This is a genomic window from Pseudomonas sp. Xaverov 259 (genome assembly GCF_019352915.1).
Classification (GTDB): Bacteria; Pseudomonadota; Gammaproteobacteria; order Pseudomonadales; family Pseudomonadaceae; genus Aquipseudomonas.
In genome coordinates this window covers 942,267-965,348 of the sequence record NZ_JAAAFV010000057.1, presented here as the reverse complement: position 1 = coordinate 965,348, position 23,082 = coordinate 942,267, and the positions used below count along the sequence as shown (strand labels likewise).

The following is a 23,082-nucleotide window of genomic DNA, read 5'->3' as shown; positions in this document are numbered from 1 at the left end:
CACACCCGTAACGCCTCTGGCTGAATCGTCGATTAGGCTTCTTCTTTCCAGGAAAGGAGAAATCAATGCCAAGGCACAAGGATGTGGTGTTTTTAGGAAGCTCGCTCAAGGATCTCAAAGAATTCCCTCTCGACGCCCGAAGGGCTGCCGGCTTTCAGTTGGATCTCTTGCAGCAGGGTGAACAGCCTTTTGATTGCAAGCCGATGAAGACTATCGGGAGGGGCGTCAGCGAAATTCGGATCACTGAGGAATCGGGAGTGTTTCGAGTGTTCTACGTGGTCAATCGGCCGGAAGCGGTCTATGTGCTGCACGCGCTGCGCAAGACCACACAGAAAACCGAAGGGCGGGATATCGAACTGGCTCGTGCCAGATTGCAGGAGATAGGTTAAGCCCATGACAGACTCAAAAATCCACACCGAACGTTTCAGCAGCGTCTGGGATGCTCTGGAAGACACACCCCAACAAGCCGCCAATATGCGCCTGCGCTCAAAATTACTGTTGGAGTTGTGCAACGCCATCCGCAGTTGGGAGCTTTCTCAGAAAGACGCGGCACATAGACTCGGTATCAGTCAGCCGCGCTTGAACGACGTGCTCAACGGCAAGATCGACAAGTTTTCCCTCGATGCGCTGGTCAACCTGTCGGCCGCCGCCCAGATGAATGTGGATATCTGCTTTACCGCGTTGCCCGCTTAGAGCTGTCATCAACCCTTGCTAGCCTGCCGTTCAGTCATCCCGGCAGGTACGCCATGTTCATTCGCCTAGTCCTGTTCTGCGGGCTGGCCACGGTTTGTACGTCGACCCTGGCCATGACCCTCTACAAATCCACCGATGCCAATGGCGTGGTGTCTTTCAGCGACCGGCAAACGCCGGGCGCCCAGGCGTTTGTGATGCAGGAGCGTAAGGTTGAGCGGGCTGAACGGCCAGTGCTGGATATCCCACGATCGAGTTACCCACAACAGGCCTATCGCTATCCTTTGCCCTGGCGTGGTGGGCCGTTTCGCTTGACTCAAGGGCCTAATGGCAGCTTCAGCCACACTGACGCCAAGAGCCGCTATGCCATGGACATCGCCATGCCCGAGGGCACGCCGATCATTGCGGCACGTAGCGGTGTGGTGGTGAAGACTGAAAACCAGCAGGCGGGGCGTGGAGGTGATGCCTCAGGAAATTTCGTGCGCATACGCCACGATGACAGCACCGAGGGCGTGTATCTGCACCTCAAGCAAGGTTCGGTCAGCGTCAGGGCAGGGCAGCGTGTAGTAGTGGGAAGCCCGCTGGCGTTGTCGGGCAATACCGGCAACAGCAGCGGGCCGCACCTGCATTTTGTGGTGCAGAAGGCTTCCGAGGCCGGGCTGGTTTCGATTCCGTATGAGTTCAACCAGCCGCTTGGCAATTTGCCCAACTTTGCGTTGGGCAATTAAGGCGTCAATCCAGCAACAACACCTTGGCCAGCACGATCTTCGGCCCTTTCATCTTCTTGATGATGATGCGCAAGCCTTCAACTTCCAGCACTTCTTCCTCTTCCGGCACGCGTTTGAGCGTGTCGTAGATCAAGCCCGCCAGGGTTTCGGCTTCGATGTGGTCCAGGTCCACGCCCAACAGACGCTCGACCTTGAACAGCGGCGTATCGCCACGCACCAGCAGCTTGCCCGGCTGGTAGGCGAGGATGCCACGCTCGGCTTTGCGGTGTTCGTCCTGAATATCGCCGACCAGCACTTCCAGCACATCTTCCATGGTCAGGTAGCCGATGACTTTGCCGTCGGCTTCTTCCACCAGGGCAAAGTGCGCGCCGCCTTTGCGGAACTGCTCCAGCAACTGCGACAGCGGCATGTGGCGCGATACGCGCTCCAGCGGGCGGGTCAGCTCGGCCAGGTTGAACGACTCGGGAATGTGGTCCAGGGCGGCCAGTTCCAGCAGCAGGTCCTTGATGTGCAGCAGGCCGACAAACTCATTGCGGTCGGCGTCATACACCGGGTAGCGGCTGAATTTGTGGCGGCGGAACAGCGCGAGGATTTCCTTGAGCGGGGCGTTGAAGTCCAGGGTTACCAGGTCTTCGCGGGAGTTAGCCCAGTCCACCACTTCCAGCTCGCCCATTTCCACGGCCGAAGCCAGTACGCGCATGCCTTGGTCGCTGGGGTCCTGGCCACGGCTGGAGTGCAGGATCAGCTTGAGTTCTTCGCGGCTGTAATGGTGCTCATGGTGCGGGCCAGGCTCGCCTTGGCCGGCGATACGCAAGATGGCGTTGGCACTGGCGTTGAGCAGGTAGATCGCCGGGTACATGGCCCAGTAGAACAGGTACAGCGGCACCGCCGTCCACAGCGACAGCAGCTCGGGTTTGCGAATTGCCCAGGACTTGGGGGCCAATTCACCGACCACGATGTGCAGGTAGGAAATCACGAAGAAGGCGGCAAAGAACGACACGCCCTTGATCACTTCAGGCGATTGCACGCCGATGGCGCCCAGCAATGGTTCGAGGATGTGCGCAAAGGCCGGTTCACCGACCCAGCCCAGGCCCAGGGAGGCAAGGGTAATACCCAACTGGCAGGCCGACAGGTAGGCGTCGAGCTGGCTGTGGACGGTGCGCAGGATCTGCCCGCGCCAGCCGTTCTTGTGGGCGATGGCCTCGACCCGGGTAGCGCGCAGTTTGACCATGGCAAATTCCGCCGCAACGAAGAAACCGTTGAGCAGTACCAGGATCAGTGCAAAAAGAATCATGCCGAAATCGGCGAAGAGTGTAGCGAGGGTGATACCAGGGGAAGGGTCCATGATGGGGTTTTGCAGGTTCCGTGTGTTCAATAAGGGGTGACAGACAGGCCTGAAAGGCAGGCGCAAGTCGGCCAATGTAGCGGCTGACGGGGCGCTTGCCTAGTGCCCGCTGCCGGGCGGAGCCTGGAAAGCATCCGTCAACACGCTGCATGACCAATGTGGGAGCGGGCTTGCTCGCGAAAGCGGTGGGTCAGTCAACACATTCATAGCTGACCCACCGCCTTCGCGAGCAAGCCCGCTCCCACACTTAGTCCAGCGTCGTTTTCGGGTTATTTATCTGTGCCGATCACCCGCGAGCGGGTCACCTGCGCCGGTGGGAAATGGCAGGTGAAGGTGCTGCCATGGCCCAGCACGCTGCTGATCTCCAACCGTGCGCGATGGCGCAACAGCACATGTTTGACGATCGCCAGGCCCAGCCCGGTGCCGCCGGTGTTGGAGTTGCGGCTGGAGTCGACGCGGTAGAAGCGTTCGGTCAGGCGCGGCAGGTGCTTGGCGTCGATACCGATGCCGGAGTCCTGCACGCTCAAGTGGGCGCCGTGTTCGTCGCTCCACCAGCGGATGCGGATATTGCCCTTGTCCTGGGTGTACTTCACGGCGTTGAACACCAGGTTGGAAAACGCGCTGCGCAACTCACCTTCGCTGCCTTTGAGCAACACCTGCGGGTCGGCCTCCAGGGTGATCTGTTGCCCGCGCTCGCCGGAAAGCGCCTGGGCGTCATTCTTGATGGTCTGCAGCAGGCTTTGCACCGCCACCGGATGGTTGTCCGATGGGTAATCAGTGGCTTCCAGCTTGGCCAGCAACAGCAAATCATTGAGCAGGGTTTGCATGCGTGAGCCCTGCTGCTGCATCTGCTGCAGGGCACGGCTCCAGCGCGGGTTGATCTCGTCGACGTTGTCCAGCAGCGTCTCCAGATAGCCGCAGATCACCGTCAATGGGGTGCGCAGCTCGTGGGAGACGTTGGCGACGAAGTCTTTGCGCATCTGTTCCAACTGGTGAATGCGGGTCACGTCGCGTACCAGCATCAGGTGCTCGTTGTTGCCATAGCGCGTCAGGTACAGCTGGATGCGCACGCGGTCATTGGTGGGCGAGGGTATTTCCAGGGCTTCTTCGTAGTTGTCCTGTTCGAAGTACTCCTTGAAGCGCGGGTGACGCACCAGGTTGGTCACCGGCTGGCCGCTGTCCTGGGGCGTCTTGAGGCCCAGCAGGGTCTCGGCGGCGCGGTTCCACCACTCCAGGTTGCCGTCGCTGTCGAGCATGATCACCGCGTCTTTGAGCGCAGCGGTGGACTCCTGCACCCGGTCGATCACCGCTTGCAGGCGCCCGCGAACCCGTTGGTCGCGGCGTTGCAGGTGGTAGATGCTGTCGAACACCTCGCCCCACAGGCCATAGCCGTCGGGTGGCGCTTCATCGGGTTTGTGCTGGCGCAGCCATTCATGCAGGCGCAGCAATTGTTTGAGGGTCCAGCCCAGGTACAGGCCGATACCAACGGCCAGGCTCCAACCGTAATAACCGCTGATCAAACCCACCACCAAGCAGCCGGTGATCAACAGAAGCATGTGGCGAATCAGGGTGCCATGCCAGTTCTGGTTCACTTAAACATGCGTCCTTGTCAGCTGTTAAGGAAAGGAAGGGCCGGCTCAGCCTTTGGTGGAAAAGCGATAGCCGGTGCCGCGCACGGTTTGTACCAGATTCTCGTAGGCATCGCCCAAGGCTTTGCGCAGGCGGCGGATATGCACGTCAACCGTGCGCTCCTCCACATACACGTTGCCGCCCCACACCTGGTCGAGCAATTGGCCACGGGTGTAGGCGCGCTCCTGGTGGGTCATGAAAAATTGCAGCAGGCGGTATTCGGTCGGCCCCATCTCGGCCGGCTTGCCATCGATGGTTACACGGTGGCTGATCGGGTCCAGGATCAGCCCGTCGACTTCGATCGGCGCTTCGCCATCAGTCGGGCCGGCACGGCGCAGTACGGCCTTCAGGCGCGCGACCAGCTCGCGTGGGGAAAATGGCTTGGTGATGTAGTCATCAGCGCCGACTTCCAGGCCCTGGATCTTGTTGTCCTCTTCACCCTTGGCGGTGAGCATGATGATCGGGATATCCCCGGTCAATTCGTCACGCTTGAGGCGGCGAGCCAGTTCGATGCCGGAGGTGCCGGGCAGCATCCAGTCCAGCAGGATCAGGTCCGGCTTGCGGTCGACGATAATGGCATGGGCCTGCTGGGAGTTCTCCGCCTCCAGGCAGTCGTAGCCGGCCATTTCCAACGCAACGGCGATCATCTCGCGAATGGGCGCTTCGTCGTCAACGATCAGAATGCTCCTGCCAACCATGCTCAAAATCCTCTTGTCATTTAACTGTCTTGCGCCGCATTAGATAACGGAATTATTGCAGTCGTGTGACAGTAATTTAGTCGATCGGGCAATTCGCGGCACTCTGGACTACCCTTTGGGTCCGAATCCTGACAACCACAAAAGGAAGGTTCCGATGACTTACAGCACAGTTTCATGGAAAGCCCTGCTGGTATCGGCTGCGTTGACGCTGCCGGGCCTGGCATTTGCGGCGGAACCGGCGATGACCAAAGACGGGATGCTGGTGGACCACAAAGGGCTGACCCTTTACACCTTCGACAAGGATGCCGACGGCAAGTCGGTGTGCAAAGACCAGTGCGCTACCAACTGGCCGCCGCTGAAGGCTGAGTCTACTGACAAGTCGATGGGCAAATGGACGGTGATCACCCGCGACGATCAGACCAGCCAGTGGGCCTATGACGGCAAGCCGGTCTATACCTACAAGGATGACCACAAGGCGGGTGACAAAACCGGTGATGGTAAGGGTGGGGCATGGCACGTCATCAAACCTTGACTACTCGGCGCCACTGAGACCTTCGCGAGCAAGCCCGCTCCCACATTTTGATTTGTGAATACAGTTCAAATGTGGGAGCGGGCTTGCTCGCGAAAGCGTCCGAACAGCCACCGCAAAACTCTTAGCGAAGAGCGTAATCCGCCACAATCCCCACAAAAATCGCCAACCCCGCCCAGTGGTTGTGCAAAAACGCCTTGAAGCATTTCATTCGATCCTTGTCCCGGGTGTACCAGAACTCCCAGGCAAAACAGCCCGCCGCCGCCAGCAACCCCAGGTGGAACCAGCCACCCAGCTCGAACCGCTGCCCCGCCAATAGCAGGCACACCAGCGACAAACCTTGCAGGCTCAGAATGATCACGCGGTCCGCATCGCCGAACAGAATGGCGGTGGATTTCACACCGATCTTCAAGTCGTCATCGCGGTCGGTCATCGCGTAATAGGTGTCATAGCCCACTGTCCACAGCAGGTTGGCGATGTACAGCAGCCACGCCGTGGCCGGCAAATGCCCGGTCTCGGCAGTGAACGCCATCGGCATGCCCCACGAAAACGCCGCGCCCAGTACCACCTGCGGGTAATAGGTGTAGCGCTTCATGAACGGGTAGCTCGCCGCCAGCGCCAGGCCGCCCAGGGACAGCAGGATGGTGGTGGCGTTGGTCAGCAGCACCAGCAGAAAACTGATGCCCATCAGCACCGCAAAAAACACCAGTGCCTCTTTGGAGCTTATCTTGCCGCTCACCAGCGGCCGCTGTTCGGTGCGTTTCACATGGCCGTCGACTTTGCGGTCGGCCCAGTCATTGATCACGCAGCCACCGGCACGGGTCAGCACTACGCCGAGCACGAAAATCACGATATTGAGCAACGACGGCGAGCCCTTGCCCGCAATCCACAGCGCCCACAGCGTCGGCCACAGCAGCAGGTAAATGCCGATGGGTTTGTCCATGCGGGTCAACTGAATGAAATCCCACGCCCTGGGGTTCAGGCGGTTCAAGGACTTGAGCAGACGTTGATACATCAGCAGTTCTCCGGGTGGTCATGCAGCGCATGCCAGAAGCTGGGCAGGAAAATTTCCGCGACCAGCACGCTCAACGGCCCGCGATCAAAGCGTGAGCGGCGCGCCCACAGGCCATCGGCCTGGTCGACGCTCGGCAGCCATTGCCGTGGGTAATGGCACACCTCGATCGCCTGGCGAGTGAAGGCGCGGTCGCAGAACAGCAATTCGCCCAGCGAACGGCTGCCCAGCTCGTCCATGTGCAAGCCGTCGCCCTGCAAGGCACTGCGCGCCGCCACGCTGCGGGCAAACACCCACGGCTGGCCATGCCCACGCAAATACACTTCGCGCACCCAGCCGACAGTGGCGGGAGCCATGCCTAGCGCGGCACATTCATCCTCGCGCAGTGGCTGCCAGCCTTCGAACAGCGGCGTCACGCTGAAGCCGTCGTTGGACAGCCACGTGAGCCGGCGCGTCAGCGAGCCTTCGTCGAACAGCCAGTTGAGGGTCAAAGGCCCAGGCATTGGGCTCAGAAGGCTCTGGGTCAGCCATTGGCAAGCATCGGGATGGGCGATTGAGTGCGGCACAGTGAGTCAATATTGGCAGCAAAAGAGGCGGCGAGCTTACCATGGCGTCCTGAGCTTTTGCCGGGCTGAACCGGCCGTTTGCGCCGAACATGCTTGCATCTGTCGGCCCCGATCAGTACAAAACGCCCTGAGCCGCACGGCAACGTTGGTCTATCGACCGTCGGCCAAGACGCCTGGACCCTGAGGAAGCAAGTAATGAAGAAGTGGCAATGTGTAGTCTGCGGCCTGATCTATGACGAAAAAGACGGCTGGCCGGATGACGGTATCGCACCGGGAACCCTGTGGCAGGACGTCCCGGAAGACTGGCTGTGCCCGGACTGCGGCGTGGGCAAAATGGATTTCGAAATGATCGAAATCGGCTAATCATCGCTTTAAGAAACGTACTACAAGGAGAAAGGAATGAACGCACCTGTCGTGATCATCGGCACAGGATTGGCCGGTTACAACGTGGCCCGGGAGTTTCGCAAGCTCGACAGCGAGACCCCGTTGCTGCTGATCACCGCGGATGACGGGCGCTCCTACTCCAAGCCCATGCTCTCCACCGGCTTTGGCAAGAACAAGGAAGCCGATGGCCTGAGCATGGCTGAGCCGGGCGCCATGGCCGAGCAACTCAAGGCCGAAGTGCGCACCCACACGCGCATCAGCGGCATCGACCCGGGTCACAAGCGCCTGTGGATCGGCGAGGAAGCGGTGGCCTACCGCGACCTGATCCTGGCCTGGGGCGCAGAAACCGTGCGCGTGCCGGTAGAAGGCGATGCGGCGGAACTGATTTTCCCGATCAACGACCTCGAAGACTACGCACGCTTTCGTGCAGCTGCCGCCGGCAAACGCCGTGTGCTGCTGCTGGGCGCCGGCCTGATTGGCTGCGAATTTGCCAACGACCTGATCCTGGGTGGTTATGAAATCGACCTGGTGGCACCGTGCGAGCAAGTCATGCCGACCCTGCTGCACCCGGCGGCGGCCGCAGCGGTAAAGGCCGGCCTGGAAGGCCTCGGTGCGCGGTTCCATCTGGGCCCGGTGCTCAACCGCCTGCAGCGCACCGCGGATGGCCTGGAAGCGCACCTGTCGGATGGTGAAGTGATCCATTGCGACCTGGTGGTTTCGGCCATCGGCCTGCGCCCGCGCGTGGACCTCGCCGCCGCTGCCGGCCTGCAGATCAACCGTGGAATCATGGTGGACCGCCACCTCAAGACCTCCCACGCCAACATCTACGCCCTGGGCGACTGCGCCGAGGTCGATGGCCTCAATCTGCTCTACGTGATGCCATTGATGAGCTGCGCCCGCGCCCTGGCCCAAACCTTGGCCGGCAACGCCACGGCCGTCAGCTATGGGCCGATGCCGATCACCGTGAAAACCCCGATCTGCCCGCTGGTGGTATCGCCACCGCCACGCGGCACCGAAGGCGTGTGGAGCGTCGAAGGCCAAGGCGCCGACATCAAGGCCTTGTGCCGCGATGCCAGCGGCCGCCTGCTAGGTTATGCGCTGACCGGCAGCGCCGTCATGGAAAAACTCGCCCTTAACAAAGAACTTCCGCCATTGCTGGCGTAAATACCGGTCGTTCTGTCGGAATCAGCACCTTCTTACCCCCAGAAAGGTCGCCGCGAGACTGGCGGAGCGTGCGAGGGCATGCCATCCTCACTCCCGTCTGCCGCAGAGTAGAGCCTGCGGCGCCTTGGGCGCTGCTCCACCAGAGAGCAGCACGGACATAACAACAAAAAACCGTCAAAGAGGCTTCACTTATGCGTAAACCAGAACTCGCAGCCGCTATTGCAGAAAAAGCAGACCTGACCAAAGAACAGGCCAACCGCGTTCTCAACGCCGTTCTCGAAGAAATCACCGGCGCCCTGCACCGCAAAGACAGCGTCACCCTGGTGGGCTTCGGCACCTTCCTGCAACGCCACCGCGGCGCCCGCACCGGTAAAAACCCGCAAACCGGCGAGCCAGTGAAAATCAAGGCGAGCAACACCGTTGCATTCAAGCCGGGCAAGTCGCTCAAAGACAGCGTCAACCCGTAAGAGCAGGACCGTCTGAAGGGAGGCGGGTGGGTAAGAAAATGGGCACGCCGACTGGGTTGGGTGCCCATTTTTTGTGAGGGCCTTGCTGGTTAATCACACACCAGCGAGTGATCCGGCAATTGGCTCAGCTTAAACTTCTTTAATTCTTGTGCGACGGAGCTCTCAAGATGCTCCGGGGCCATCAGCGTTTTAACTTCACGCTCCCAGCCCGCTGCTCCGCCTACACGTTGCGTCACTCCATCCGGCCATCCTTGAAGGATGGACTTGTAATACTCGATGCGTTCGTGGGCCATTTCACGCTTCTTGCACCAGGCCAATAACAATATATTGTCGGTCATGGCCTGTACTGGAAAGTTGTCTGCGCCGGCTACAGTAGTTTGATAAATAGAGTCCAACAGGGTGCATGAAAGTGTATCGAGGAACGCGGTAGGGCATTGCGATCGAAAACGTTCAACAAGTTCTTCGAATTTGTTTGAGTGGCGCAATGGGCTTATCGATTCCTCAATACCTTTGCTGTTTAAGAGTGATATTGGCGCAACCAGCGAGACCACCGGGAAGGACATCATCAATGAGTGAGTATGGTAGACCGGAACATAGTGTTCCTCACCATAAACAGGCTTGAGGTAAATGCCGGTCAATAGAGGGCCGTTACGCTTTAACAAGTGAAGGGGCTTATATATCTCATACGTCCCCATTACTTCTTTCCAGTCTTGGGTAATTGCCTTTTTTTCAGTGGCCGTCATTTTTTTCATAAGGTGTCTCAGGGGTGTATCGCTGTCTGTGAAGGTGGTTTTATCGGGAGGTTATTATTATTGTTGGTCTGTTGTCGACTGCTAATCGGCCCGTTCGGGTCTTTCGTGAACTTGTAATCCAGTACTTCCCCGGTGTTCTTGTTGTAAACATCTGGCCGCGCGCTGCCGGCGGTTCCCTTCGGGACCTCGACGCCTTTCAAGTAGGATTTCTCCACTGCCAAGTGAGTCTTTTGACCGGTCATGCGCTGATAGCGATTTAGCAATTTGTCGGCGTAGGTGTGCTTTTTACTGCCTTGGACCGGACCAGTACCTGCAGCACCATGTTTGTTTTTAACGCCCCATTTTTCCGCCTTGCTGGCAATTTTTTTGACGAAATCCTTATCCGACAGACTGGCTGCTGTAGGTTTTTTGCTTGTGCAGGACAATCCTAGTGGATCTATCCAGGTGATCGGGTTGGGACCGTAGGCGTACAAATTGAGCCCACCCAGTAGCCCGATAGGATCCGGTGTCGTGAAGCGGCCAATATCCGGGTCATAAAACCGGAAGGTATTGAAGTGAAGCCCCGTTTCTCTATCCAGGTACTGGCCTTGGAATCTGAGGTTTTGCTCCTCAATGTAAGACGGTTCACGGGTTTCCCGTATGGTGTTTCCCCATACTCGATAGGAAGCCTGCCACAGTGTTTGGCCGTCGGCTTCAGTGAGCTCAAGAGGGAGTCCATTGAAATCGTTATGGTAGTAGCGGATTTTTTGCTGAGCGCCTATGCCGTCGACCTTGGCTAATGGCTCATAACCGTCCTCTTCATACAGATAGAGGCTGGTCTGGTTGTTTCGGTGTTCTTGCAGGAGCCGTAAGCCATCCCAACTGAAGTGTGTTGACCCGAGTAAGTACCCGTCGCTGCTCGTTTCGTTTTTCTCAATGCGTCGACCCAGCGGGTCGTAGGTCATGCGGACCACATTGCCGTTCTGGTTCCGTACTTCGATCAGACGATGCTCAGCGTCATAACGCATGTGCTGTACACCACGATGACCGCTTCGCTTTTCGACCATTCGGCCAAAGCCGTCATAGCGATAACGTTTGTCTTGGTAAGTCAGCAGACGGTTATGCACAATCCGTCCGCTACCGGTTGGAGGCCCATCCAATAAATTGGCGGCGGCGTCATAGGAAAAGGTTTCGTGCTGCCCCAGTCCGCTGTCTTGGCTGGCAATAATCCGGGCGGTGGCATCGTAGTGCAGCAACTGGCGAGCTTGGTTCGAAGGGTGCCGGTCTAACTGAGTGATCAGATTATCTGCCGCGTCGTATTCGAACTGCTTTTGTAACGATGTCGCTCCCAGCGCACCCGGGCTGGTCTTTAGGCGTTGCCGTGCACGCAGGCGTCCTGAACGATCGTAGTTGCTCTGGGTACTGATCTGGCCCTGTGTGCGCAGTACTTCGCGGTGCAGCCGGTCGCGCTCGAAATCGCAGATGACCTGGCCATCGAGGTTAATTTGATGCAGATGGCCGCTGCCATAATAAAGACGATTGATCCAGCGCCCGTCGGGCAGTTTGCTTTGGATCAGGTTCCCCAATTCATCGTAGTGATGTTGCAACGAACCCGCTTGGTTCTGTTCTTCCAGCATCTGCCCGAGAGCGTCGTACGAGAACGCTAGTGTCTGTGACTGGCCGCTCGTGTCCATAAAGTGGACGCCAGTCAGTTGGTCCAACATGTCGTAGGTGTATTGGGTGTGGCCATCATCGGTTGTCTTGGCGCTCAATCGCCCCATTGCATCACGCTTGAGGCGATGAACAATGGGTTTGGTGGCTATTTCCGTTACTAGCCCGGTCCCGCTGCCGTAAGGTGAGGGAACGCTTTCAAACTGGATGACATTATCCAGGCAATCGTGTTCATAGCGTTTGGAACTGCCATCCAGATCCTGTTGCTCGGTTAGGCGATCGCCTGCATCCCATGAAAATCGATAGCTTTCGCCATTCTCGTTGGTCAGAGACAGAAGGCGGCCATAAGCGTCGTATCCAAACTGCACGTTACGACCGTGGGCATCAGTGCGTTGCCGTACCTGACCGCGTCGTGTGTATTGGTAAAAGGTGCTGTGGCCGGCGGGATCCGTGTACCCGACCAGTTGTCCGCTGGCATCGCGCTGATAGTGTTCCTCCCGACCGTCCGGCAGTTGCACCCCAATCAGTCTGCCCTGCGTATCGTGATTGAACTCAGTCCGCTCTCCCAGTGCATCAGAGATAGCCTGCAAATGTCCGCGTGCGTCATAAATGAACCGTGTGGGCGAGCCTGAGCAATCGACGTGCTCAATCAGTTGCCCTGCCTGGTTCCAGCGGAGTTTTTTACGTCTGCCGGTGGCATCGATGATTTCAACAGGCTGACCGTGAGTGTCGTACTGATAGCGTGTGATGTTGCCGAGAGGGTCGGTCTCACGGATACAGTTGCCTCGCGGGTCATACAGGAATTTCCAGCTGTTGCCGGCGGCGTCAGTCTCGACTAACGGCAATGCCCAATGATCAAGCCAAAGGGTTGTGTCGCGGCGACCCAGAGGGTCCATTTCGCTGATTAAATTGCCAGATTCGTCATAGCAGTATTCATAGCGTCCGCCTTGCGGGTCTGTTGCGCTGAGCAGTTGGCGTTCGTCATTCCATTCAAAGAGCCAGGCTTGCCCCAGATTATCGGTGTACTGGGTAACCTGATATTGGGTATTCCAAACGCGTGTGCTTACCCGCTGTAAGCCGTCGGTGATACGTGTCTTTCCTACGTTCAGGTCATAGTCGAAATGATAGCGATCGCCTTCATTGGTCCAGTGACCTGTCACACGCCACTCGACGCCTTCAATCAAGCCCCATTCATAGAAGCAGCGCAGCCCGGTAGGCAGTTGATGCTCCACCATGCGACGTCCGGCGTCGTATGCGAAGCGCCGTTGGACCTGATCCGTAGCGTCACGTACTTCTGCCAGGTCGCCGGCTTGGTCGTAGCCATAGCTGACCAGGACTTCCCGACGATGATCGGGATACAGCCGCTCAATCCGATCGAAACGGCCTTGCTCGCGAATCAACTCGACTCGGACCAGATCAAATGTGTCGCGCAGCGCCATCAGTTGACCCGCTGCGTCATAGTCCAGATAGATGCGATTGTCGTTGCGGTCACCCAATTGGCTCAGGCGCAGCGACGAAGCGTCGCCGGGGGAGACGTCAAATAGCCGATACAGGCCGTTGTCGCTTTCAATCAATAGCTGCCCGTTACGGTGGCGCCGAATGCTCAAACCTTCGCCCGGGCTGAACATCGCACTACCCAGCGCCACTGAGCCCAGGTTGATACGACGGCCCTGCTCATCGGTATAGATCAGCTCTTCCCCGCCATCCGGGTGAGACAGTATCTGCACGGCGACTTCATAAGGCACGCTCCAGCCTGCACCGAACAGCCCATCGCGGCGAACGTCGCGGCTGTTGTAGAAGCGCTGCCAGTCAATCGGCAACAATCCAGGCAAGGAAAAGTCCAAGTCGAAATCGCTGCCCAGAACTTTAGCGCCTGTTGCCGCATGCACGGGGTTGGGCGACCCCATCGCAGCGTTTGCCATCGCCCCCATGGCTTGGCTCACCGCGTAAGACCCCACGCCACTGAGCAACATGCAGGGCAAATTACTCAGCGTTTTCCCCTTCGCGCCCTTGAGCATCATTAGGGCTTCAATCGCCAGCCCCACACCGGGCGTCTTGCCGCTGCGAATCTCCTGCACCACTACCGTACCGCCACCAATTGTGACGTTTGATGAAATTAGGCCTGAAGAAACCACCGTCGCATCGCACATGCTGCGGTCGCCACTGCGTACGGCGGGTTGGCCGTTGATAGTGACTTTATCGGAGCCCTCGGCAAGGAGCTGCGGGGGCATTGGCGGGTGGCGGGCGCATAGGACCAGGTCGGTGGGTAGCGGCACGACACCGGGTGCTGGCGACGCAACGGTAGGGCGCCACAGTTGAGAGAAGAATCCCTCGGCCATGTCGAGGAAGCCAGGCTCTGGCGCAGTTTCGACATCAGGTTCGGGTTCGTCGGGCTCCAGCTCGGTCCCGGCGGGCGCGACATGGGAGGGAGTTGCACCCGCGGCCCGCGCAGCCGGAATGCTGTTGACGAAGGTGTCGGTCGAACCGACTGCAATGGTGGCTTCCACTACCGGCGGAAACAGCGCATTGGCGAAACTCTCGCACATCTTACTGAGGCCCTTGTCGGCCCCCGTCTTGCTCATGGCCATGCCGACGACGATGCCCACCACCGCGCCGAGGATGCAGCCGCCGATACCGGCGGTAGCAATCGTCACCCCCACGGCCGCTGCGACAGCGGCAGTCGCCAGCGCAGTAATCGCCACGTTGGCTGCCACCTCCAGCACACCGCCGAGGATATCGGCCATCATGGAGGTGTGGGTCAGCGCATCGCCCATCCGGGCGGCCCATAACGCGTCAGACATGCAGGCAGCTCATCAGGAAATAGCGTCGAACGACAGTGAGTTTTTGATCAATGCCCAGTGTGCCGCCTCGGCATCCCCTAGCTTGTCCGCCTTCACATAACTTAACGCGAGCATCTTGCGCGTCCCCGGCAGCACCAGCGCTAATTGGTACTGGAACACCTTGTCATTGCCCTTGTTGAATTGGCTTCGCAGTTCAATGCCTTCCACTTCCTGAGCCGCGCCTAAACGCACATCCACACCGGGTTGGAAACGCAAATCCTGCACCTGTTTTTCCAGGCGCTTGAGCTGGTCATCGAAGTTGCTGTGCAGGGTTTCGCCTTCTGCCAGCAAGCTGCGACTGACGATCAAGGAAGTCCCCAATTCAGGAAACTTGAGAATATTGATCGTCGCGTCCTGCAACTCACTGGCGGGCAGTTGAAACTGAAATTCGTTGATTCGGTACGTCATGGCAAACAGGTCTCGTCAGGAGCTTTTAGGCGCGGGGAACGCGGCTTTAATGTTGGCGTCGATAGCGCCTTTTTGGCCCTGGCCATCGGGCGTGGCACCGGGTCCGCCGCCGTTGTTCAGGTGCAGCACGCCGCCGGTGTTGAACTCGGCGTCGCCGCTGGCGTAAAAGCTGATTTGCACGCCGGTGAGGTTGATCTGCCCGCTGGCATTCAACTCCAGAATGCTTTCGCCGCAGACCAGCCGCAGGTTCTCGCCCACTTCAATCACGTAGCTCTGGCTGATGCTGTCGGTCTTCCTTTGGCCCACCGAGAGGATGTCCTCCTGCTTGACGATGCGCAGGCGGTTATTACCAATGGTCACCGTCTCGTTATGCCCAATGCTCTTGTTGCGGTCATGCCCCACCGAGTGGCTTTCATCCACTTCCACCACGATGTCCTGGTTGCGCTCGGCGTGGATATACAGCTGCTCCAGGCCCTTCTTGTCCTCCATGCGGATTTCATTGAAGTTCGCCGGCGTGCCGCCTTTGCTGGAGCGGCTTTTCATGCCGCTCTGGGTGGCGTTTTCCGGCAGGTCGTAAGGCACGGTCTGCTCGGCGTTGTAGACGCGCCCGGTGATGATCGGCCGGTCCGGGTCGCCTTCCAGAAAGCTCACGATCACTTCCTGGCCGATCCGTGGGATCTGCATCGAGCCCCAGTTTTTACCGGCCCAGGACTGCGACACACGAATCCAGCACGAGCTGTTTTCGTTGGATTGATCGTGCCGGTCCCAGTAAAAATGCACCTTCACGCGGCCGTACTGGTCGGTCCAGATTTCCTCGCCCTTGGGGCCGACCACCAGTGCAGTCTGCGGGCCTTTGACAATGGGCCGATAGGTGCTGGCCAGCGGGCGGAAGCTTTGCTGGGCGTCAATACAGGTGAGGCTGCTTTCGAACTGCGCCGCTCCCGAGCCGCCGCCGCTTTCCAGGCTTTCCTGGACGATGACATAGCGGCAGCCGACGATCAGGTATTCGCGGTTCTGGTCCTGGCGGCTGAAGCCGGTGAGGCTGAACAAATGGCCCGAGCCCAAGCCCCGCGCATTACCGCTGAACTCGATCTGCTCATGCAGGGTTTGCAGGGCTTCAATGCGGGTGCGCGCGTAGTGTTCGCCATCGGCGCTTTGCACGTAGGTGCCGGGGTAGTCGTACAGCGGGTAGTCGCCGGCGGTGTGCGGGCGCGGCATGGCCGAGCGCACGTCGATGCTGGCGCTGGGGCGCTGGAAGTCGTAGTCGTTAAGCTCCAGCGACCCCGGCTGTACTTCCTGCGCCAGGTGCCAGTTGTGCATATGGTCGCGTTCGCGCTGCTGTTCGTCCTTGGGGTAGTACGGGATCGATGCGTAGCCCGGCACCGTGGTGTGAGCGCCATAGGCATCGGCCAGCACCAGCACATGGCGGTCCTGTTCATGGCGGAAGAAGTAGTAAATACCTTCCTGCTCCATCAAGCGGCTGACGAAATCGAAACTGGTCTCGCGGTACTGCACGCAGTATTCCCACTCGCGATACGGGCGGCTCAGCGCGTCTTCGAAGTCGGAAAAACCCAGGTCGCGGAACACCTGCTTGATGATCTGCGGGATGCTCAGGTTCTGGAAAATCCGGCAGTCCGAGGTGCGGCTGAGCAGCCAGAACCACGGGCGCAGGGTCACCTGATAACTGGCGAACTGGCCCTGGTCGATATTCTGGCTGCAGCGCGCGACGATGCCGTGGAAGTGCCGCTCGCCACCGTCCGCCAACTGCACGCTGACGCTCATCGGCTTGCCGAGCAACTGGTTAAGGTCGATGTTGGCGTCCAGTGAGGTCAGTCGCAGCTCATAGTAGAACAACCTGCCCAGCTCCTCGCCGCCGCCCATTTCATTGAGCAACAGCACATCCGGCCCGAGCGGGCTGGAGATTTTGGCCAGGCGTGAGCTTTGGTTGAATAGCATCGGTAGTCCCGTAAATACCTAAATAACTGAAGAAACCGTATCCAACTGTGGGAGCTGGCCTGTGTGGGAGCTGGCTTGCCTGCGATAGCATCACCTCGGTGTGCCTGACACACCGAGGTGCCTGCATCGCGGGCAAGCCCGGCTCCCACACAAGCCCGCTCCCACAGTTTTGATCGTATTCCGTCAGGTCAATCGTTGAACTGGTAGTGCAATTCATTATCCCGGCTGCTGATACGCACACCCGCCAGCGCCTTGCCTTCGAGCATGCGCGTGAGGAATTCACGGCTCATGTCCGGCAGCAGGCTGTTGGTCAGGATGGTGTCGATCATGCGCCCGCCGCTTTCGGTCTCGGTGCAGCGCGAGACGATCAAATCGACCACCGCGTCGTCGTAATCGAAAGCAACTTTATGGGTATTCTCCACGCGCTTTTTGATGCGGCCCAGTTGCAGGCGGGTGATCGCCTTGAGCATCTCGTCGCTCAATGGGTAGTACGGAATCGTCACCAAACGACCCAGCAGTGCCGGCGGGAAAATCTCCAGCAGCGGTTGGCGCAAAGCCTTGGCGATTTCTTCCGGCTCGGGGATGTTCGCCGGGTCTTTGCACACCTGGGAAATCAGCTCGGTACCGGCGTTAGTGGTCAGCAGGATCAGGGTGTTCTTGAAGTCGATCACCCGGCCTTCGCCGTCTTCCATCACGCCCTTGTCGAACACCTGGAAGAAGATCTCATGCACGTCCGGGTGGGCTTTTTCCACCTCGTCCAACAGCACCACGCTGTAGGGTTTGCGCCGCACCGCTTCGGTCAGCACGCCGCCTTCGCCGTAGCCGATATAACCCGGTGGCGCACCCTTGAGTGTGGACACCGTATGGGCTTCCTGGAACTCGCTCATGTTGATGGTGATGACGTTCTGCTCACCGCCGTACATGGCTTCGGCCAGGGCCAGGGCGGTTTCGGTCTTGCCCACGCCCGAGGTGCCGGCGAGCATGAACACGCCAATAGGTTTGCTCGGGTTATCGAGCCCGGCGCGGGAGGTCTGGATGCGCTTGGCGATCATCTGCAAGGCATGGTCCTGGCCGATGATGCGTTTTTTCAGATGCTGGTCGAGGTTGAGCACCGTCTCCAGCTCGTTGCGCGCCATGCGGCCCACCGGGATGCCGGTCCAGTCGGCGACTACCGAGGCCACGGCCTGGTAGTCCACGGTTGGCAGGATCAACGGAGTTTCGCCTTGCAGGGCGGTGAGGCGTTGTTGCAGGTCGACCAATTGCGCGCGCAGTTCATCGTTGCCGCTGTCTACCACGCCGGCCTTTTCCCGCAAGGTCGCGCGAGTTGCCAATAGCTCATCAACCAGGGTTTTTTCTTCGGCCCAGCGGCTTTCCAGGGTCGCCAGGCGTTCGCGTTCGGCGCTCAGCAACGTTTCGCTGTTGGTTTGACGCGCACCAATGGCAATGCCGATGGCATGCTCACGGGCGATGATTTGCAGCTCGGTTTCCAGCGCTTCGATGCGGCGGCGGCTGTCGTCCACTTCGGCTGGCACAGCATGCAGGCTGATGGCAACGCGGGCACAGGCGGTGTCCAGCAAGCTCACGGATTTATCCGGCAACTGGCGCGCAGGGATGTAGCGGTGCGACAGTTTCACCGAGGCTTCCAGCGCTTCGTCGAGGATCTGCACCTGATGGTGTTTTTCCATGGTCGAGGCCACGCCGCGCATCATCAGCAGCGCTTTGTCTTCCGACGGCTCGGCCACCTGCACGACCTGGAAGCGGCGGGTCAGGGCCGGGTCTTTCTCGATGTGTTTTTTGTACTCGGCCCAGGTCGTGGCGGCCACGGTACGCAAGGTGCCACGGGCCAGCGCAGGCTTGAGCAGGTTAGCGGCATCGCCAGTCCCGGCGGCGCCACCGGCACCTACCAGGGTGTGGGCTTCGTCGATAAACAGAATGATCGGCTTGGGCGAGGCCTGCACGTCTTCGATGACCTGGCGCAGGCGCTGTTCGAACTCGCCTTTCATGCTGGCGCCGGCTTGCAGCAGGCCCACGTCGAGGCTGCGCAGTTCTACATCCTTGAGCGCAGGCGGCACGTCACCGGCGACGATGCGCAGGGCGAACCCTTCAACCACGGCGGTTTTGCCCACACCGGCTTCACCGGTGAGGATCGGGTTGTTCTGGCGGCGGCGCATCAGGATGTCCACCAGTTGGCGGATCTCTTCATCACGCCCGACGATCGGGTCGAGTTTGCCGCTGCGCGCCTGTTCGGTCAGGTCGACGGTAAAGCGCTTGAGCGCTTCCTGCTTGCCCATCGCACTCGGCGCCATGGCACCGCTGGCTTCGCCTGGCACGGCACCGGCACTGAAGCCATCGCTGGCACTCAGCGCATTCTCCGGCGAATCGCCGACGTATTCGTCAAACCGTTCGCTCAGGGCCTCGGCCTTGATCTTGTCGAACTCAGATGACAAGCCCAGCAGCGCATGGCGCAGGCTCGGCGTCTTCAGAATGCCCAGCACCAGGTAGCCGGTACGCACCTGGCTTTCGCCAAACATCAGGCTGCCATAGACCCAGCCGCGCTCTACGGCTTCTTCCACATGCGACGACAAGTCGGTGATCGACGTCGAACCGCGCGGCAGGCGGTCCAGCGCTTCGGTCAGGTCACGGGCCAGGCGTGCCGGCTCCACGTTGAACTGACGGATGATGCGGTGCAGGTCCGAGTCCTGCAGTTGCAGCAACTGGTGAAACCAGTGGGCCAGTTCCACATACGGGTTGCCCCGCAATTTGCAGAACACGGTGGCGGCTTCGATGGCCTTGTAGGCCACGCTGTTGAGTTTGCCGAACAGTGCGGCGCGGCTGATTTCACCCATGCTCTGGATTCCTTGAGGTGGTGGCGTGGTCGGCGTAGTGCCGGGCCAGGATTAGGTCGTTGGCGTCATGCTTGGGTTGGCCAAGCCAGGTGTTGAAGCCCAGGCGGAACTGACCATTGAGTTGCAGCTTTGGGACTTCGGGTTGTTGCAAAACCAGGTTCAAGTCCCAGTCCAGTTCATGGCCCAAGTACTCGGCCACCCACGCCACCAGCTCGTTGAACGGCTGGCTGCCGGGCAGCATGCCCATGTAATCGTCCAGCTTGAGCGGGCCTAAACGGATGCGAAATTTATGTTGGCGATCCCACACATGGCGGCCCAGGCAAAAGTCCACGCCCAGCTGGTTGGCGCTGACGCTTACGCGGCTGCGTTCGGGCAGTTCCAGCCATTGGCCGACGTATTCTTCGATGGCTACCGGCAGGCCGAAGTATTCGCTGAGAATGGCCTTCAAGCCGTCCGGGTAGCGGGTTTGCGCCGAGAGGTGGCCGCTGTAATGCAGCTTCGCCGTGTCGGGAATCAGCCCCTGATTCAGCAGGCTCGGCATGCCTCGGCCACTCAGCGCTGCGAGGCGCGCGGACCAGTAGTCATCATCCGGGCGGTCATGGCTGACCGTCGGCCGCGCCTCGGCCCAGGCTCGGTAAAACAGGCTGAGCAGGCGATGGTGGAACACATCCAAAAACTGTTTGCTGGTGCTGTCGGCGTTGTTGCGCTGGCGTTCACGCACGTACTCGGTGATATGCAGCGGTAGCGGGCCATTGGGGCCGCCGAGGCCGAAAAAGAACTGCTCCAGCCGCGCCGGTTTGCCATCACCGCCGGGGTCGACCGAGGCCAATGTGGCTGGGGCGAAGGTGCAATCGGCCTGTTGCCCGAGGCGCAGCGGGTCATCCGCCAGACGCAGGGAATGGCCCAGGCGCGGCAGCTCGGGCGATTCGCACTCGATACGCCGCAGCGCCTGGAAGAAATCGTATTCCCAGGGCTCCTGATGCATCGCATCCAGTGTGTTCACAGGGTCGGACGTCGCCCGGGCTTGGCTTTCCATCGCATGATCTCGCCGCGTTCGGTGGTACGGATCACCGTCTCGGTAAAGCTGTTGATCGACACGTAACGTGCCAGGAAGCGTTCCAGCACCGCACCGAGCAGGAACACGCCGGTGCCGCGAAACGCGTTTTCATCGAATTCCAGGGTGATTTCCAGGCCACGGCCAAACACGATGGGGCCGGGCATCGGCAGGCGCCGGGTCACGGCTTTGCTGCTGACTTCGCGCAGGCCTTCGATCTGCAATTGCAGCGCCGCATCATTGCTATCGCCGTACAGGCGCAGCAGTTCACGCAAGGCGCCGGCGCCCTGGCCTTGTTCGCTCAGCGACAGGTAGTTGAGCGACAGCTGGCTGATCAGGCGCCAGGCCTTGGCGTCATGGGCATGGCTGGCACGCGGACGACTCGGCCCGGCGACGCAACGCACCGACAACACCGGCGCGCTGTCGGCCAGGGTGAAGTCGGTCTTGCCATTGCCCACGCTCATGAACAGCGGCAGATCGCGGTTGGTACACAGCGCGGTCACGCCGAGCTGGCGCAGGTCATGGCGGTAGGGCGCTTGCTGGCTGTCGACCAGGCTGACGAAGGTTTCGCTGCCCACATAGGTAGAGCGCGGACCGTTACGGCGTTGGTCGCTGGACAACACCCGAGGCTCGCGGCGCAGCGTGTAGTAAGCCTGATCGCGGCCGTAGCGGGATGGATCGCGCACCGCATAGAACGGCAGGAATGGCTGCTCCGGCCCAGTGCCATGGCCGGTAATGCCGCTCAACGAGTGAATCTCGAAATCCATCGGCCGCGTGCGGTCGGCAATCACATGGTGTTCGTTGACGCGGTCCGACAGGTGGATACGGTCCACGCGTTTGGGAAACAAGTTGATTGCCGGCGTGCAGAACGGCATGAACTGCGCCGCGCCGACGCTGCCTTCCAGGCTCGGCTCATGACGGTCGAACAGCACGATCAGCTCCAGCTCCTGGCCGTCGCAGCGTTTGACCGCACGGCTCAGCTGCGCGAATTCGACGAACAGGAAGCGGTGGGGCAGGGCGAAGTATTCCTGCAGTAGTCGATAACCCTGAAACGCGCGGGCCACCACCGGCATGGCCGCATCGGCGTCATCAAAACCACGGGAGCGCAACGCGTCTTGCGGCAGGCGCTCGACCCAATCACCACCGGGTTTGCGGGCAAACACCGCGCAGGCATTGCCGAGTAATTGTTCGTAGAGCCGAAACGGCTGCTCATCGGCACCGCTGAGGTACAGCGGCAGGCTGTCGAGGTCGAGGCTGTTGAACTGCAAATCGGCGCCGGTGCGCAGGGTCAGGCGCAAACCCGCCTTGGCTTTGGGTTCGCTGGCGGCCAGGCGTCCCAGCACGGCGCCAGGGTTGCCGAAGTACTCAGCATTGCTGACCTGCAACGGCCACAGCGTCACCGGGTGCGCGGTGCGGTACTCGCAGCAGGTCTGGGTTTCGCGGCCCAGTGCGGCGCGCAGCACGGTGTCGCGCGGCAACGGGAAACCGCTGGCCAGCGAGCCTTCGTCGGGGTCGGTCTGCAATTGCACCACGGTCATCGACGGCGTGGGCGCGAGGTAGTGCGGGTAGGCGATTTCCAGCAGGTTATGGGTGAAGGTCGGGTACTCGGCGTCGAGCTTGAGCTGCACCCGGGCCGTGAGGTAGGCAAAGCCCTCGAGCAAGCGTTCGACATACGGGTCGGCGCAGTCCATGCCGGACAACGTCAGCCGACTGGCGATCTTCGGGTATTCCTTGGCGAACTCGGCGGCGCTTTCGCGCACGTGGTGCAGTTCCTGGTTATACAGCTCCAGCAGGCGCGGGTTCATGGGCGCCTCCGCTGGTCGGCATTGACGACACGCACATGCCCGGACTCCAGGTCGAGGTCGGTTTGCAGCAGCAGGCGCAACGGCACCGGCTGCGCCCACAGGTCGCCTTCGATCTCGAAACTCAGCGCGTTGTGGTTCATCTCGCCATGGCCCACGCGGGCTTTGACGCGCAGCGTGTGGCGCAAAATACGTGGCTCAAAGGTGGCGATGGCTTGGTAGATCAAGGCTTCCAGGGCTTTGATATCCACACTGGAAACGCTATTGCCCGCCAGCGCCGGCAGGCCGTAATTGACCACCGAAGTACCGGCTTGGGTGTGCAACGTCGCATCGGCGTCGAGTAGCGACGTGGTGTTAAGCAACCACGCCAGGTCACGCAGCACCGAGGTTTTTAATTGGGTCAGGGACAGCACGCGTTTATCGGCGCTTTCCTTGGGATTGGTCGGGTCGTCGTCGGTCAGCCGGTCCAGCAGGGACGGTTGCAGACGGTCGCGGGAAGCGATTTCAGTTACCACCAAAGCAGCTCCACGGACGGGCTAAGAGAGGGACAAGGTGCCAGGGG

20 protein-coding genes are annotated in these 23,082 nt (G+C 60.0%); 7 read left to right on the top strand and 13 right to left on the bottom strand.

What is annotated here, in order from left to right:
- Nucleotides 1–65: 65 nt before the first annotated feature.
- The 3 genes from K0H48_RS27300 to K0H48_RS27290 are packed head-to-tail and all read left to right on the top strand — an operon-like array spanning nt 66 to nt 1,418.
- The gene (locus tag K0H48_RS27300) at nt 66–389 is read left to right on the top strand and encodes a type II toxin-antitoxin system RelE/ParE family toxin (RefSeq protein WP_219337447.1); all 324 of its coding nucleotides are present in this window, start codon (nt 66–68) and stop codon (nt 387–389) included.
- Between the two features lie 4 nt (nt 390–393).
- The gene (locus K0H48_RS27295) at nt 394–693 is read left to right on the top strand and encodes a helix-turn-helix domain-containing protein (protein WP_219337446.1); all 300 of its coding nucleotides are present in this window, start codon (nt 394–396) and stop codon (nt 691–693) included.
- A 53-nt stretch (nt 694–746) separates the two neighbouring features.
- Nucleotides 747–1,418: a peptidoglycan DD-metalloendopeptidase family protein gene (locus K0H48_RS27290; protein ID WP_219337445.1), complete on the top strand. Its 672-nt coding sequence runs from the start codon at nt 747–749 to the stop codon at nt 1,416–1,418.
- 4 nt (nt 1,419–1,422) lie between these two features.
- Here the strand turns inward: K0H48_RS27290 and K0H48_RS27285 are convergent, their stop codons facing one another.
- The 3 genes from K0H48_RS27285 to phoB form a co-directional block, all read right to left on the bottom strand.
- Entirely contained in the window at nt 1,423–2,763 is a 1,341-nt protein-coding gene (locus tag K0H48_RS27285) for a hemolysin family protein (RefSeq protein ID WP_017135804.1), read from the bottom strand.
- 269 nt (nt 2,764–3,032) lie between these two features.
- Nucleotides 3,033–4,319 (bottom strand): phosphate regulon sensor histidine kinase PhoR, encoded by a 1,287-nt coding sequence (gene phoR, locus K0H48_RS27280; protein ID WP_257627137.1) that lies wholly within the window; start codon nt 4,317–4,319, stop codon nt 3,033–3,035.
- Between the two features lie 81 nt (nt 4,320–4,400).
- Complete coding sequence (gene phoB, locus K0H48_RS27275) at nt 4,401–5,090, bottom strand: phosphate regulon transcriptional regulator PhoB (protein ID WP_003195617.1); 690 nt, start codon at nt 5,088–5,090, stop codon at nt 4,401–4,403.
- A gap of 154 nt (nt 5,091–5,244) precedes the next feature.
- Here phoB and K0H48_RS27270 point away from each other — a divergent pair, with 154 nt between their 5' ends.
- Nucleotides 5,245–5,622 (top strand): hypothetical protein, encoded by a 378-nt coding sequence (locus K0H48_RS27270; RefSeq protein ID WP_219337443.1) that lies wholly within the window; start codon nt 5,245–5,247, stop codon nt 5,620–5,622.
- Between the two features lie 121 nt (nt 5,623–5,743).
- Here K0H48_RS27270 and ubiA read toward each other — a convergent pair whose 3' ends face one another.
- On the bottom strand, nt 5,744–6,634 hold the full coding sequence (gene ubiA, locus K0H48_RS27265; protein ID WP_219337442.1) for a 4-hydroxybenzoate octaprenyltransferase: 891 nt from the start codon (nt 6,632–6,634) through the stop codon (nt 5,744–5,746).
- Nucleotides 6,634–7,197 carry a chorismate lyase gene (locus tag K0H48_RS27260; RefSeq protein ID WP_219337441.1) on the bottom strand — a complete coding sequence of 188 codons (564 nt, stop codon included), beginning with the start codon at nt 7,195–7,197 and terminating at the stop codon, nt 6,634–6,636. Before K0H48_RS27260 ends, ubiA begins: the two co-directional genes overlap by 1 nt.
- 195 nt (nt 7,198–7,392) lie before the next feature.
- Here K0H48_RS27260 and K0H48_RS27255 point away from each other — a divergent pair, with 195 nt between their 5' ends.
- The 3 genes from K0H48_RS27255 (at nt 7,393) to K0H48_RS27245 (ending at nt 9,212) form a co-directional block, all read left to right on the top strand.
- A complete protein-coding gene (locus K0H48_RS27255) occupies nt 7,393–7,560 on the top strand; it encodes a rubredoxin (protein WP_003213373.1) in 168 nt (55 codons plus the stop codon).
- Nucleotides 7,561–7,596: 36 nt separating this feature from the next.
- The gene (locus K0H48_RS27250; protein ID WP_219337440.1) at nt 7,597–8,745 is read left to right on the top strand and encodes an NAD(P)/FAD-dependent oxidoreductase; all 1,149 of its coding nucleotides are present in this window, start codon (nt 7,597–7,599) and stop codon (nt 8,743–8,745) included.
- A 191-nt stretch (nt 8,746–8,936) separates the two neighbouring features.
- Nucleotides 8,937–9,212: an HU family DNA-binding protein gene (locus K0H48_RS27245; protein WP_003213368.1), complete on the top strand. Its 276-nt coding sequence runs from the start codon at nt 8,937–8,939 to the stop codon at nt 9,210–9,212.
- A gap of 89 nt (nt 9,213–9,301) precedes the next feature.
- Here the strand turns inward: K0H48_RS27245 and K0H48_RS27240 are convergent, their stop codons facing one another.
- The 8 genes from K0H48_RS27240 to tssE all read right to left on the bottom strand — a co-directional run bounded on the left by K0H48_RS27240 (nt 9,302) and on the right by tssE (nt 23,035).
- On the bottom strand, nt 9,302–9,964 hold the full coding sequence (locus K0H48_RS27240; protein ID WP_219337439.1) for a hypothetical protein: 663 nt from the start codon (nt 9,962–9,964) through the stop codon (nt 9,302–9,304).
- Between the two features lie 8 nt (nt 9,965–9,972).
- Nucleotides 9,973–14,415, bottom strand: coding sequence for an RHS repeat-associated core domain-containing protein (locus K0H48_RS27235; RefSeq protein ID WP_219337438.1), 4,443 nt, complete (start codon nt 14,413–14,415; stop codon nt 9,973–9,975).
- A 12-nt stretch (nt 14,416–14,427) separates the two neighbouring features.
- On the bottom strand, nt 14,428–14,862 hold the full coding sequence (locus tag K0H48_RS27230; RefSeq protein ID WP_138449941.1) for a DcrB-related protein: 435 nt from the start codon (nt 14,860–14,862) through the stop codon (nt 14,428–14,430).
- A 15-nt stretch (nt 14,863–14,877) separates the two neighbouring features.
- The gene (locus K0H48_RS27225; RefSeq protein WP_219270112.1) at nt 14,878–16,818 is read right to left on the bottom strand and encodes a type VI secretion system Vgr family protein; all 1,941 of its coding nucleotides are present in this window, start codon (nt 16,816–16,818) and stop codon (nt 14,878–14,880) included.
- 188 nt (nt 16,819–17,006) lie between these two features.
- The gene (gene tssH / locus K0H48_RS27220; protein ID WP_219270110.1) at nt 17,007–19,664 is read right to left on the bottom strand and encodes a type VI secretion system ATPase TssH; all 2,658 of its coding nucleotides are present in this window, start codon (nt 19,662–19,664) and stop codon (nt 17,007–17,009) included.
- Entirely contained in the window at nt 19,657–20,700 is a 1,044-nt protein-coding gene (gene tssG / locus K0H48_RS27215; RefSeq protein WP_138813282.1) for a type VI secretion system baseplate subunit TssG, read from the bottom strand. Before tssG ends, tssH begins: the two co-directional genes overlap by 8 nt.
- Nucleotides 20,664–22,523, bottom strand: a complete 1,860-nt coding sequence (tssF, locus tag K0H48_RS27210) for a type VI secretion system baseplate subunit TssF (RefSeq protein WP_219270108.1) — start codon at nt 22,521–22,523, stop codon at nt 20,664–20,666. Before tssF ends, tssG begins: the two co-directional genes overlap by 37 nt.
- Nucleotides 22,520–23,035, bottom strand: coding sequence for a type VI secretion system baseplate subunit TssE (gene tssE / locus K0H48_RS27205; RefSeq protein ID WP_219270106.1), 516 nt, complete (start codon nt 23,033–23,035; stop codon nt 22,520–22,522). Before tssE ends, tssF begins: the two co-directional genes overlap by 4 nt.
- Nucleotides 23,036–23,082 lie beyond the last annotated feature (47 nt).